The organism is Serratia sp. TSA_105.2, from assembly GCF_052692115.1.
Map to the genome: position 1 here is coordinate 319,076 of NZ_JBQZFT010000004.1, position 12,661 is coordinate 331,736.

The 12,661-nt window shown below is 61.0% G+C and carries 12 protein-coding genes; 5 read left to right on the forward strand and 7 right to left on the reverse strand.

Features of this window, described 5'->3' with window-relative positions; genetic code table 11:
- Window positions 1-9: 9 nt before the first annotated feature.
- A complete protein-coding gene (locus ACUTSC_RS15710; RefSeq protein WP_015376619.1) occupies window positions 10-624 on the reverse strand; it encodes a LysE family translocator in 615 nt (204 codons plus the stop codon).
- Window positions 625-751: 127 nt separating this feature from the next.
- Between ACUTSC_RS15710 and ACUTSC_RS15715 the strand changes: the two genes are divergently transcribed.
- From ACUTSC_RS15715 to ACUTSC_RS15730, 4 genes are all read left to right on the forward strand, one after another.
- Window positions 752-1,552: a threonine/serine exporter family protein gene (locus ACUTSC_RS15715; RefSeq protein WP_197767001.1), complete on the forward strand. Its 801-nt coding sequence runs from the start codon at window positions 752-754 to the stop codon at window positions 1,550-1,552.
- Window positions 1,549-2,013 carry a threonine/serine exporter gene (locus ACUTSC_RS15720; RefSeq protein ID WP_033637072.1) on the forward strand — a complete coding sequence of 155 codons (465 nt, stop codon included), beginning with the start codon at window positions 1,549-1,551 and terminating at the stop codon, window positions 2,011-2,013. Before ACUTSC_RS15715 ends, ACUTSC_RS15720 begins: the two co-directional genes overlap by 4 nt.
- Window positions 2,014-2,156: 143 nt before the next feature.
- Window positions 2,157-2,639 carry a type 3 dihydrofolate reductase gene (gene folA / locus ACUTSC_RS15725; protein ID WP_038873402.1) on the forward strand — a complete coding sequence of 161 codons (483 nt, stop codon included), beginning with the start codon at window positions 2,157-2,159 and terminating at the stop codon, window positions 2,637-2,639.
- 180 nt (window positions 2,640-2,819) lie between these two features.
- Window positions 2,820-4,709, forward strand: coding sequence for a PhoX family protein (locus tag ACUTSC_RS15730; RefSeq protein ID WP_100396041.1), 1,890 nt, complete (start codon window positions 2,820-2,822; stop codon window positions 4,707-4,709).
- Window positions 4,710-4,753: 44 nt separating this feature from the next.
- On the opposite strand, the gene apaH is transcribed toward ACUTSC_RS15730, so the two are convergent.
- From apaH to lptD, 6 genes are all read right to left on the reverse strand, one after another.
- Window positions 4,754-5,605, reverse strand: a complete 852-nt coding sequence (gene apaH, locus ACUTSC_RS15735) for a bis(5'-nucleosyl)-tetraphosphatase (symmetrical) ApaH (RefSeq protein ID WP_197767000.1) — start codon at window positions 5,603-5,605, stop codon at window positions 4,754-4,756.
- 2 nt (window positions 5,606-5,607) lie between these two features.
- Window positions 5,608-5,985, reverse strand: a complete 378-nt coding sequence (gene apaG / locus ACUTSC_RS15740; protein ID WP_197766999.1) for a Co2+/Mg2+ efflux protein ApaG — start codon at window positions 5,983-5,985, stop codon at window positions 5,608-5,610.
- Between the two features lie 12 nt (window positions 5,986-5,997).
- Window positions 5,998-6,816: a 16S rRNA (adenine(1518)-N(6)/adenine(1519)-N(6))-dimethyltransferase RsmA gene (gene rsmA, locus ACUTSC_RS15745; protein ID WP_060422426.1), complete on the reverse strand. Its 819-nt coding sequence runs from the start codon at window positions 6,814-6,816 to the stop codon at window positions 5,998-6,000.
- Window positions 6,809-7,801, reverse strand: a complete 993-nt coding sequence (gene pdxA / locus ACUTSC_RS15750; RefSeq protein WP_197767156.1) for a 4-hydroxythreonine-4-phosphate dehydrogenase PdxA — start codon at window positions 7,799-7,801, stop codon at window positions 6,809-6,811. Before pdxA ends, rsmA begins: the two co-directional genes overlap by 8 nt.
- The gene (surA, locus tag ACUTSC_RS15755; RefSeq protein ID WP_197766998.1) at window positions 7,788-9,089 is read right to left on the reverse strand and encodes a peptidylprolyl isomerase SurA; all 1,302 of its coding nucleotides are present in this window, start codon (window positions 9,087-9,089) and stop codon (window positions 7,788-7,790) included. Before surA ends, pdxA begins: the two co-directional genes overlap by 14 nt.
- Window positions 9,090-9,154: 65 nt before the next feature.
- The gene (gene lptD, locus ACUTSC_RS15760) at window positions 9,155-11,515 is read right to left on the reverse strand and encodes an LPS assembly protein LptD (protein ID WP_445653431.1); all 2,361 of its coding nucleotides are present in this window, start codon (window positions 11,513-11,515) and stop codon (window positions 9,155-9,157) included.
- A gap of 227 nt (window positions 11,516-11,742) precedes the next feature.
- Here lptD and djlA point away from each other — a divergent pair, with 227 nt between their 5' ends.
- Entirely contained in the window at window positions 11,743-12,564 is an 822-nt protein-coding gene (gene djlA / locus ACUTSC_RS15765; RefSeq protein WP_197766996.1) for a co-chaperone DjlA, read from the forward strand.
- Window positions 12,565-12,661 lie beyond the last annotated feature (97 nt).

The following is a 12,661-nucleotide window of genomic DNA, read 5'->3' on the forward strand; positions in this document are numbered from 1 at the left end:
TTTTTTTGCTTAGCTCAGCGCGACCTTGATGCCCAAGGCGATCAGCATACCGCCCAGCAGCTTGTCGACGATCTTCTGAGTTTTTTCCAGCCCGCGGCGCACCGGCCCGCTCTGGATCAGGAACACCAGCAGCGGCCACCAGATGACCGACAGGCCGAGAATAATCCCCGCGTACCACAGTTTGTCGCCCAGGCCGGAATCGATCTGCAGCACCTGGGTAAATACCGCCAGGAAGAACAGGGTGGCTTTCGGGTTCAGCAGGTTGCACAGGTAGCCTTGCGCAAAGGCGCTCTTCAGGCTGACCTGCTGCTGCGGCAGATTGCTGACGTTCATCTTGCCGCCGCCGCGCGACAGCAGCGCCTGGATGCCGATCCACACCAGATACACCGCCCCGGCGTATTTCAGCAGGTTAAACAACCACGGCGTGGTGGTGATCACCACCGCCAGCCCGGCGACGCAGTAGGACATGTGGGTGGCGACGCCGCAGATCACGCCGAAGGCGGTCATCATGGCGGCCAGCCGCGGATAGCGGGCGGCGTTTTTGATCACCAGGAAAAAATCCGGGCCGGGGGAGAGCATGCCGAGGGCGGCGATGCCGGCGACGAACAGCGAAGTTTCAAGCATGGGAGCGTCTCGCGCAAAAGACAGAGTTCTGGCGATAATAACGCCGCTTCCTCTGATGCGCATCAACCCAATGAGGTATTGTTAGGCTCTATGATAATTATTCATCTACCGCCAGCGATGGAGCACCATGCAGCAGACTACCGCCACAGAGAGGCCGGAGCCGCACCGGCAACAGCGTGAAATTACCCGCCTGTGCATTCAATGCGCGCTGCTGCTGTTGCAGCACGGCGCCGAGAGCACGGTGGTGGAACAGCTGTCGACCCGCCTGGGGCTGGCGCTGGGGATGGACAGCGTGGAAAGCTCGATCTCCGCCAATGCGGTGGTGTTGACCACGCTCAGCCACGGCGCCTGCCTGACCACCACCCGCAAGAACGTCGATCGCGGCATCAATATGCAGGTGGTGACCGAAGTGCAGCATATCGTGATCCTCGCCGAGCACCACCTGGCGGATGCGCACGACGTGGCGCGCCGCTTTGACAGGATCCGACCGTTACGCTACCCGCGCTGGCTGGTGGTGCTGATGGTGGGGTTGTCCTGCGGGTGCTTCAGCATGCTCAACGGCGGCGGCGGCGATGCTTTCCTGGTGACCTTTATCGCCAGCGGCGCTGCGATGCTGGTGCGCCAAATTCTCACCGCCCGCCAGATGAATCCGCTGATCAATTTTTGCCTGACGGCGTTTGTCGCTACGTCGATCTCCGGGCTGCTGCTGCGCCTGCCGGCGTTTAAAGACACCTCGAGCGTGGCGATGGCCGCCAGCGTGCTGTTGCTGGTGCCGGGCTTCCCGCTGATCAACGCGGTGGCCGACATGTTCAAGGGGCACGTCAATACCGGGCTGGCGCGCTGGGCGATGGCCAGCCTGCTGACGCTGGCGACCTGCATCGGGGTGGTGATGGCGATGTCGTTGTGGGATCTGCGGGGGTGGTCATGAGTCTGCTGTGGGCATTGTTGCAGGAGATGCTGTTGGCGGCGGTGCCGGCGCTGGGCTTCGCCATGGTGTTCAACGTGCCGCTGCGCGCGCTGCGTTATTGCGCGCTGCTTGGGGCCATCGGGCGCGGTTCGCGCATGCTGATGATGCACGGCGGTATGAACATCGAGTGGGCCTCGCTGCTGGCGGCGATCCTGATCGGTATCATCGGTATCTACTGGTCGCGCTGGCTGCTGGCGCACCCGAAGGTGTTCACCGTGGCGGCGGTGATCCCGATGTTCCCCGGCATTTCCGCCTATACCGCGATGATAACTGTGGTAGAGATCTCACATCTGGGCTACAGCGAAGCCCTGATGGAGACCATGATCACCAACTTTCTCAAGGCCAGTTTCATCGTCGGCGCGTTGTCGATCGGCCTGTCGTTACCGGGCCTATGGCTGTACCGCAAACGCCCCGGCGTGTGAAATTTCCCGGCCGGAGATCGTTGGTTATTAGATATACTGATAAGAGCTATCTTATATATTCATCTTGCTTGATTAGCCTATCGACGGCACTCAGGCCTTTACGTATAGTGTCACCAATTTTGCTGCCTACACAGGGTTAAACAATGATTATCAGCCTGATCGCTGCCTTGGCGGCGGATCGCGTTATTGGCATGGAAAACGCCATGCCGTGGCACCTGCCGGCGGACCTTGCGTGGTTTAAACGCAACACGTTGAATAAGCCGGTTATTATGGGCCGCAAGACCTTCGAGTCCATCGGCCGCCCGCTGCCGGGCCGCCACAATATCGTTTTGAGCAGCCGTCCGGGCAGCGAAGCCGGGGTGACCTGGGTGACCTCGATGGATGAAGCGCTGGCCGCCGCCGGCGACGTGGAAGAAGTGATGGTGATCGGCGGTGGGCGCATCTATACCCAGCTGCTGCCGCGCGCCGATCGCCTGTACCTGACGCACATCGACGCCGAGGTCGGCGGCGATACCCACTTCCCGGATTACGAACCGGACGAGTGGGAAACCACTTTCAGCGAGTTCCATGACGCCGACGATCTGAACTCGCACAGCTACTGCTTCGAGATCCTGCAGCGCCGCTGATTTCAGCGCGTTAGCCAACTCTCCCCGGGGGCGCAAGCAATTGCGCCCCCGGCCTTTTTGCGCCCGTCGTTCGTAACCTTTCCGTCACATTACCTGATTAGTATGAAGCCCAACTCCGAGCGCCTCGGCAACTCTGGTGAATCTTGACCGCGGCGCCATAACTAAAAAGGTAACCACGCTATGACCAAGCAAATTGAGCAATTAGACGCCGACCGCCTGATCGATCCCACTCGCCGCAAACTGCTGCTCGGCAGCGCCGGTGCCGTCGGCCTGGCCGGCTTTCTCGGCGGCGGCATCTGGTCGGTCTCCGCCGAGGCGTTGGCCGAGGATCTGCCGCCAAACAAACTGCTGGGCTTTCAGGGCATCGCCGCCTCTACCGCCGACGAGGTGACCATTGCGCCGGGCTACCGTGCGGAGGTGCTGATCTCTTGGGGGGAGCCGCTGGTGGACGGCGCGCCGGCCTTCGATCCGCAGGGCAACAACAGCGCCGCCGATCAGGAAAAACAGTTCGGCGACAATAACGACGGCATGAGCTTCTTCCCGATCGACGATCGCCACGGCGTGATGGCCATCAATAACGAATACGTCAACGAGCAGTACCTGTTCGCTCACGGCGGCACCAAGGCCACCAGTCTGGAAGAGGTGCGTAAATCGCAGGCGGCGCACGGCGTTTCCATCGTGGCGGTAAAGCGCGTCGGCGACGGCCAGCGGTGGGAAGTGGAGCGCCCGTCGCGCTATAACCGCCGCATCACCGCCAACACCGACATGCAGTTCAGCGGCCCGGCCGCCGGGCATCCGCTGTTGCAGACAGCCGCCGATCCGAGCGGGCGCAAGGTGCTGGGCACCTTCGGCAACTGCGCCAACGGCAAGACGCCGTGGGGCACCTATCTGACCTGCGAAGAAAACTTCGATACCTACTTCGGCACCCGCCAGGCCGATTACCCAACCACGCCGGAACAGAAGCGCTACACGCTGAAGGTCAGCGAGCCGGAGCGTAACTGGCCGGACTATGACGAGCGCTTCGACGTGGCGAAGAACCCTAACGAATTCAACCGCCACGGCTGGATCGTGGAAATCGATCCGCTGAATCCGACCTCGACGCCCATCAAGCACACCGCGCTGGGCCGCTTCAAGCACGAGAACGCGGCGGTGACCGTGGCCAAAGATGGCCGTTTGGTGGTGTACATGGGTGACGACGAGCGCGGCGAGCATATCTATAAGTACGTCTCCAAAGGCGTGGTCGACGCCGCCAACCCGGCCAACAATCGCACGCTGCTGGACGAGGGAACGCTGTACGTGGCGCAGTTCGACGGCGACGACGCCGGCACGCCGCTGAAGGGCAAAGGGCGCTGGATTGCGCTCGAGTTCGGCAAGAACGGCCTGACGCCGGAGAACGGCTTCCGCGATGAGGCCGAAGTGCTGATCTTCGCCCGCAAGGCGGCGCAGCAGGTCGGGGCCACCAAAATGGATCGTCCGGAGTGGATCGCGGTGAACCCGCATGACGGCCGCGCTTACTGCACGCTGACCAACAACAGCAAACGCGGTGAGGAAGGGATGCCGCTGAACGCCGCCAACCCGCGGCCGAACAATATCTATGGCCAGATCATTCGCTGGGACGAAGGCGGCGACGCCACTGCCGGCACCTTTGCCTGGGACATGTATGCGCTGTGTGGCAACCCGATTGCCCACCCGGAAGGCGTCAACCGCGGCACGCCGAACATCACGGCGGACAACACGTTCAACAGCCCGGACGGGTTGGGCTTCGATCGCGCCGGCCGCCTGTGGATCCTCACCGACGGCAAGTACAGCAACAAGGGGGATTACGTCGGGCAGGGCAACAACCAGATGCTGGTGGGCGATCCGGTCAGCGGCGAAATTCGCCGTTTCATGGTGGGGCCGAAGTCCTGCGAACTGACCGGTATCACTTTCACTCCGGACTACAAGACGATGTTCGTCAACGTACAGCATCCGGGAGAAGAGGGCGATTCGCACTTCCCGAACAACAGCCCGCGCCCGCGTTCATCGGTATTGATGATCACGCGCGAAGATGGCGGGGTGATTGGGGCGTAAGGCGGTAAAGGGAACCAAGGCGGCCTGGGGCCGCCTTTATGATTTCAGGATGCGGCCAGTCTGCCGGCGTGGTCAGGCGCCTCGCCGCGATTGGCGGGCTGCGTGAAGTAACGGCGGTCTTCCCAGCGCAGCATCGTCAAGTCGCCGCCCCAGCAGCAGCCGGTATCCAGCCCGATCACGCCTTCCGGCGTGCCCTTGCCTTCCAGCGAGGCCCAGTGGCCGAAGACGATGGTGTATTCCGGATCCACCAGGCGCGGCAGCTCGAACCACGGCTTCAGCGGCGCCGGCGCGGTGCCCGGCGCATCTTTGCAGATCATGTCGAGCTGGCCGTTGGGGAAGCAGTAGCGCATGCGCGTGAACGCATTGGTGCTGAAACGCAGGCGCGCCAGGCCGCTCAGCTCCGGCGCCCAGTTGTTCGGCATGTCGCCGTACATGGCGTCGAGAAACAGCGGGTAGCTGTCGCTGCTCAATACCGCTTCCACTTCGCGCGCGCACATTTTCGCGGTGTCGATATCCCACTGCGGGGTGATGCCGGCGTGCGCCATCACCAGCTTTTGCTCATCGTCCACCTGCAGCACCGGTTGACGACGCAGCCAGTTGATCAGCTCGTCGGCGTCCGGCGCCTCCAGCAGCGGGGTGATGCGATCTTTGGGCTTGTTGCGGCTAATGCCGGCGTAGACCGCCAGCAGGTGCAGATCGTGGTTGCCCAGCACCATGCGCACCGCCGGGCCGAGCGAGCGCACGAAGCGCAGCACGTCCAGCGAGGCGGGGCCGCGCGCCACCAGATCGCCGGTCAGCCACAGCCGATCGCGCTTGGGATCGAAAGCAGCCTGAGCCAGCAGCGACTTCAGTTCATCGTAACAACCGTGAACGTCGCCGATAAGGTATGTCGACATAATTAATGGATCAGCGTTGGAATGGCTAAGCGAAACACGGGAATAGCGGTGCGGAATGGTTGACCCTGATGGTCCACCATTTCGTAATGGCCTTCCATGGTGCCCAGCGGCGTTTCCAGAATGGCGCCGCTGGTGTACTGAAACTCTCCGCCGGGCGGAATGATGGGCTGTTCGCCGATCACGCCTTCGCCCTGAACTTCGGTTTGGCGGCCGTTGCTGTTGGTGATCAGCCAGTAACGGCCCAGCAGTTGCACGTCGCTCCGCCCCAGATTGCGGATGGTGATGGTATAGGCGAAGACGTAACGCTCTTCTTCAGGGATCGACTGTGATTCCACATAGATGCTCTGAACCTGAATACACACGCGGGGCGAATCAATCATGACAACAACTCCTTATTGCTGCGGCGTCGGATTGGCTGACAGCCAGTTCGCCAGCTTGCAGTACTGCGCCACAGAAATATTCTCTGCTCTGAGCGAAGGATCGACGCCCAGCTCCGTCAGCTGCTCCGGCGTGAACAGATCGCCCAGGCTGTTGCGGATGGTTTTCCGCCGCTGGTTGAACGCTTGCGTAGTGATGCGGCTCAGCATGCGCACGTCGCCCACCGGGTTCGGCAGCACGCTGTGCGGCACCAGGCGCACCACGGCGGAATCGACCTTCGGCGGCGGCGCGAACGCGGTCGGCGGCACTTCCAGCACCGGAATGACGTTGCAGTAGTACTGCGCCATCACGGTCAAACGCCCGTAGGCCTTGCTGTTCGGGCCGGCCACCAGACGGTTGACCACCTCTTTTTGCAACATAAAGTGCATGTCGCGGATTGCCTGAGTATAGCTGAAAAGGTGGAACATCAGCGGCGTCGAAATATTGTACGGCAGGTTACCAAATACGCGCAGCGGTTGGCCAGCTTCCTCGGCCAGTTCGGCGAAATTCACCGTCATGGCGTCCTGCTGGTGGATGGTCAGCTTGTCTTTCAGCCGCGGGTGGTTCTCCAGCCGGGTGGCCAGATCGCGGTCCAGTTCGATCACCGTCATGCGGTCCATGCGTGCGCCGACCGGCTCGGTCAGGGCGCCGAGGCCGGGGCCGATCTCGACCACCGCTTCGCCCGGCTGCGGGTGAATGGCGGAGACAATGCTATCGATGACAAACTGATCGGTTAAAAAGTTTTGTCCAAAGCGTTTGCGGGCAAAGTGCCCTTGGTGGACTCTGTTATTCATTACAATTAATTATCATTTTAATGGCGAGATTCAGGGCCGTTTGGAAACTGCCGACATCGGCGGTGCCGGTGCCGGCCAGTTCCAGAGCGGTACCGTGGTCGACCGAGGTGCGTATGAAAGGCAAACCGAGGGTGATATTCACCGCGCGGCCGAACCCTTGGTATTTTAGCACCGGCAGCCCCTGATCGTGATACATCGCCAGCACCGCATCGGCATCTTGCAGATATTTGGGCTGGAACAGGGTGTCCGCCGGCAGCGGGCCGACAAGATGGATGCCCTCAGCGCGCAGCGCGTCGAGCGCCGGGATGATGGTGTCTATCTCTTCGTGCCCCATATGGCCGCCTTCCCCGGCGTGGGGATTCAGACCGCAAACGTAAATGTGCGGCTGGGCGATGCCAAATTTGGTTTTCAGATCGTGGTCGAGGATGCGGATGACTTCGAACAGGCTCTGTTGCGTGATGGCGCCCGGCACCGCCAGCAGCGGCAGGTGGGTGGTCGCCAGCGCCACGCGCAGCTCTTCGGTCGCGAGCATCATCACCACGCGATCGCAGCGGCTGCGATCGGCAAAGAATTCGGTATGGCCGATAAACGGCACGCCGGCGTCGTTGATCACGCCCTTGTTCACCGGGCCGGTGATCAGCGCCGCGAATTCGCCGTTCAGGCAGCCGTCGCAGGCGCGCGCCAGGGTTTCCACCACGTAGGCGCTGTTGCCGACGTTCAGCTCCCCGGCGGTGACCGGGTGAGCGAGCGAGACCGGCAGCACGGTCAGCGTGCCGGCGCGTTGCGCTTCGGCCGGTTGCTGCGGCTGGTAGTCGCGCAGCGTCAGCGGTAGGCCCAAACGTTTGGCGCGTTCAAGCAGCAGGGCCGGATCGGCACACACCACCAGCTCAACAGGCCAATCCTGTTGCGCCAGCGCTGCCACCAAATCCGGCCCTACCCCGGCGGGTTCGCCGGGGGTAATGACGACGCGTTTATTGCTGTGCATCGCTGCCATCGAGGATCTTCACGTAAGCCTGGGCGCGCTGTTCCTGCATCCAGGTCTGCGCCTCTTCGGCGAACTTACGGTTGAACAGCATGCGGTAAGCGCGATCTTTCTGCGCGGCGTCGGTCTTATCCACCTGACGGGTATCCAGCAGCTGAATCAGGTGCCAACCGAAGGAAGAGTGGACCGGCGCGCTGATTTCACCCTTGCTCAGCTTCAGCAAGGCATCGCGGAAGGCCGGATCGTAGATGTCCGGGGAAGCCCAGCCCAGATCGCCGCCCTGCATGGCGGAACCCGGATCCTGCGACAGCTGTTTGGCTTCGTCGGCAAACTTGGCGCGGCCGCTCTTGATCGCTTCCGCAACGGATTGCAGCTTGACGCGCGCCTGATCGTCGGTCAGCACCACCGAAGGTTTCAGCAGGATGTGACGGGCGTGCACTTCGGTGACCGACACCGACTGGCTGGCGCCGCGAATGTCGTTCACTTTCAGGATGTGGAAGCCGACGCCGGAACGGATCGGGCCGACGACGTCGCCTTTCTTGGCGCTCACCAGACGTTCCGCGAACAGGGTCGGGATCTCTTGCAGCTTGCCCCAGCCCATGTTGCCGCCTTTCAGCGCCTGAGAATCGGCGGAGTAGGTGATCGCCAGCTTGCCGAAGTCGGCGCCGCTGTTGATCTCACCCACCAGGCGTTTGGCCAGCTCTTCGGCTTTGTCGACCTGCTGCTGCGACGGGTTCTCCGGCAGCGGGATCAGGATGTGGCTGATGTTCATTTCGGTGTCGCTGCCGTTCTGCGCGCCCACCTGTTTGGCCAGCGCGTCCACTTCCTGCGGCAGGATGGTGACGCGGCGGCGCACTTCGTTGTTACGCACTTCGGAGATCAGCATCTCTTTGCGGATCTGCGAACGGTAGGTGTTGTAGTTCAACCCTTCGTACGACAGACGGCTGCGCAGCTGATCGACGCTCATCTTGTTTTGTGCGGCGATATTGGCGATCGCCTTGTCCAGATCGGCGTCGGACACGGTGATGCCCATTTTCTTGGCCATCTGCAGCTGGATGTTATCCATGATCAGGCGTTCGATGATCTGATGGCGCAGCGTCTTGTCGTCCGGCAGCTGTTGGCCGGCCTGCTGGGCGTTGAGCTTCACTGACTGCAACAGACCGTTGACGTCGCTTTCGAGTACCACGCCGTTATCCACGACGGCGGCGACTTTATCCACTTCTTGGGGTGCTGCGAACGCGGCATTGGCGCAAACCACCAATCCGAGAATAAGCGTTCTCCAGTTCTTCATACATTTCCCATTATGTAATCCGCAAATGCGGGTGAAAGTTCTCGTTTTCAAAGTGTTGCAAAGCGTCAGAATGCGCGCTGATACGGCAGAATGCCGGAGCGCAGCATTTCTGCAGAGCCGAGACTATGATCGCTGCTCAGGCCGCGCAGTTCGACGTTGAACGAAACTCTGTTGTCGTAAACGCTGGTATTGTTGCCCTTGTTCCAGTCGGTGATCTTGCGCTCATAGCCCAGGGTCACTGCCCAGCAGCAGGTGTTGTACTTCAGCCCCACCAGCTGATCGGCGGATTGTTTGGCGCGGGTGTCGTAATAATACGCCCCGACCACCGCCCAACGATCGGCGATCGGCCAGCTGCCGGTGATGCCCACCTGCGAGATGCCGTCCTGGAAGGCCGGAACCGTTTTGGTGTTCAACGCCGTCTGGATATATTCCGGCGTGGCGTAACGGTAGTTCAACTGCACCACGCGCTCGGCATCCTGGCGGTATTCCACCACGCCGTTGCCCAGCGAGACGCTGTTCAGGCGGGTGTCGTACTGCAGGCCGCCGCGCAGGCCCCAACGATCGTCGATTTTCCAATAGGTATCGCCGGCCCAGGCCACGCTGCCGGTATCGTCGTTGTTGTCGTACCCGGTTACCTGGTCGCCGGTGCGCGAACGGCTGAAGTAGTAGATTTGACCCACGGAAGCGTTAAAACGTTCAACCAGCGCGTCATCATAAATGCGTGTGGTCAAACCGGTAGAGACACGGTTCTGCGAAGCGATGCGATCCAGGCCGCTGTAGGTGCGGTCGCGGAACAGGCCGGAGTAGTCGGTCTGCAGCAGCGTGGTGTCGTAGGTGTAGATGTTGCTCTGGTCGCGGTACGGCACGTACAGGTACTGCACGCGCGGCTCCAGCGTCTGGGTGGCACCTTCGGCCCAGATCATCGGGCGTTCGAACACCAGCTTGCCGTCGACCTTGAACTGCGGCAATACGCGGTTGACCGAATCATCAAGCTCCGGTGCAGCGGCGCCTTTGCGGCTCTGATAGTTGGCGGCGAAACCGTCAGGAATATCCTGCTGGTAATGGGTCGCCATCACCTTGGCTTCGGTGTTCAGGCTGGCCCAGCCGTTGGTGAGCGGCAGGTTGAGCGTCGGCTCCATATGCAGACGGGTGGCGTCCGGGCTGTACGGGTTGACGCTGGTGAACTTGGCCGCCTGGCCGTAGATATGGAAGTCGAATGGGCCGAGGTCGTTCTTGTAGTAGTTCAGATCCAGCTGTGGCTGGACTTTATACGAGTCCGACTGTGAACGATCGGTATCGTCATAGATCTGGAACTGTTTGGAGCTCAGCGTGGCGTTCCAGTTCTCGTTGGCATAGCCGAGGCTGAATTTCTGCGTGGCGTAGCCGTCGGTGGTGGAGCCGTACTTGGAATCCAGGTCGGTGAAGTATTTAGAGTCGCTGACCTTGGTGTAGTCGACGTTGAAGCGCCACACCTGATCCATGACGCCGTTGTGGTTCCAGTAGAACAACCAGCGTTTGCTGTCGTCATGGTCTTTGCCGTATTCCTTGTCGTCCGGCAGCCAGTCGAACTCCATCAGGCCGAGGCCCGGCTGCACCATATAACGGAACTCGGTCTGCCACTGCAGGCCGCGCTTGGACATATAGTGCGGTGTGATGGTGGCGTCGTAGTTCGGCGCGATGTTCCAGTAGTACGGCAGCATGAACTCGAAGCCGTTGTTGCTGCCGTACTTGGCGTTCGGGATCAGGAAGCCGGAACGGCGCTTGTCGCCGACCGGCAGCTGCAGGTACGGGCTGTAGAACACCGGCACGCCGCCGATGCGGAAGCGGGCGTTCCACACTTCCGCCACCTGCTCTTCGCGATCGTGGATCACTTCAGAGCCGACCACGCTCCAGCTGTCGTCGCCCGGCAGACAGGAGGTAAAGGTGCCGTTTTCCAGAATGGTGTAACGATTGGCGCCGCGCATTTTCATTTTGTCGGCGTCGCCGCGCCCCTGACGGCCTACCATCTGGTAGTCGCCTTCATAGACGTCGGTATCTTTGGTGTTCAGGTTCGACCAGGCCTTCGGGCCTTTCAGTTTGATCTGATTGTCGCTGTAATGCACGTCGCCGGTGGCGGTGACGGTGCGCACCGGCTCCGCCTGGCCCGGGTTTTGCGTCTGGTTCAGCTCAACTTCTTTGGCGGTCAGGGTGCTGTTGCCCTGCTCGACATGCACGTTGCCGCTGAAAAGCGCGCTTTTCGGGTAGTCGGCGCGCGAGTCATCGGCATTGATGGTCACCGGTTGGCTGTTCGGATCGCCGCTGACCAAAGGCTTGTCGTAAACGGGAACGCCAAGCATGCATTGCTCGGCCAGATCAGCCAGCGCATGCTGACTGTAGAGTGCCGTCCAAATCATCGTGGCCAGCAGTGTTGGGAAACTTTTTTTCATACGCGGTTTTGGTGTTCCGTCATCAGAGGCGTCATGTCCGGCAAACGGTCAGAGACTATATTACTCATCTGCGTTGCGCTAGTGCTAAATCCAGCCGTTTACTTGCGTCGTCGTTAGGCGCAAAGATAAATGACAGGTATGATAATCCAAATTCTAGGAAAAATCGCCTGCACCCTTTCCTGAAGCGAAGGGGGATGGCGGCTTTCGGCATGATAATTGAGGAGTATATGCAGTATTGGGGAAAACTGCTCGGCGTCATCGTCGCCATCTGGTCTGGCGCGGGATTCTGGGGTGTAGTTCTGGGGCTGATTATCGGTCATATGATCGATACGGCGCGCAGCAACAAGCGCAGCCGGGGGTTCTTCACCGACCAGCAAACGCGGCAAACGCTGTTTTTCCGCACCACTTTTCAGGTGATGGGCCACCTGACCAAATCCAAAGGACGCGTTACCGAGGCGGATATCCAGATCGCCAGCCTGTTCATGGATCGTCTGCAGCTGCACGGCGAAGCGCGCACCGCGGCGCAGCAGGCGTTTCGCGAGGGCAAACAGAGCCAGTTCCCGCTGCGTGAGACGCTGCAGCAGTTCCGCAGCATCTGTTTTGGCCGCTTCGATCTGATTCGGATGTTTCTGGAAATTCAGATTCAGGCGGCGTTCGCCGACGGCTCGCTGCACCCGAACGAACGCCAGGTGCTGTACGTCATCGCCGAAGAGCTGGGCATTTCGCGCGCGCAGTTCGACCAGTTCCTCAGCATGATGGAGGGCGGGCGCCAGTTCGGCGGCGGTCAGCAGGGCGGCTATTCGCAGAGCGGTTATCAGCAGGCTCAGCGCGGCCCGACGCTCGACGACGCGTGCAAGGTGCTCGGCGTGCGCAGCAGCGACGATGCCGCCACCATCAAACGCGCCTACCGTAAGCTGATGAGCGAACACCATCCGGATAAGCTGGTGGCGAAAGGCTTGCCGCCGCAGATGATGGAAATGGCCAAGCAGAAAGCGCAGGAGATTCAGGCGGCGTACGACCTGATCAAACGCGAGAAAGGCTTCAAATAACCTTCCCCGTCATACTTGGCGCTGCCTCTTTATTGGCTGTACCTGCTCACCCCGGTCACATAGTTACCTATGCTCCCGGGGATTTGCAGGCTTGCCG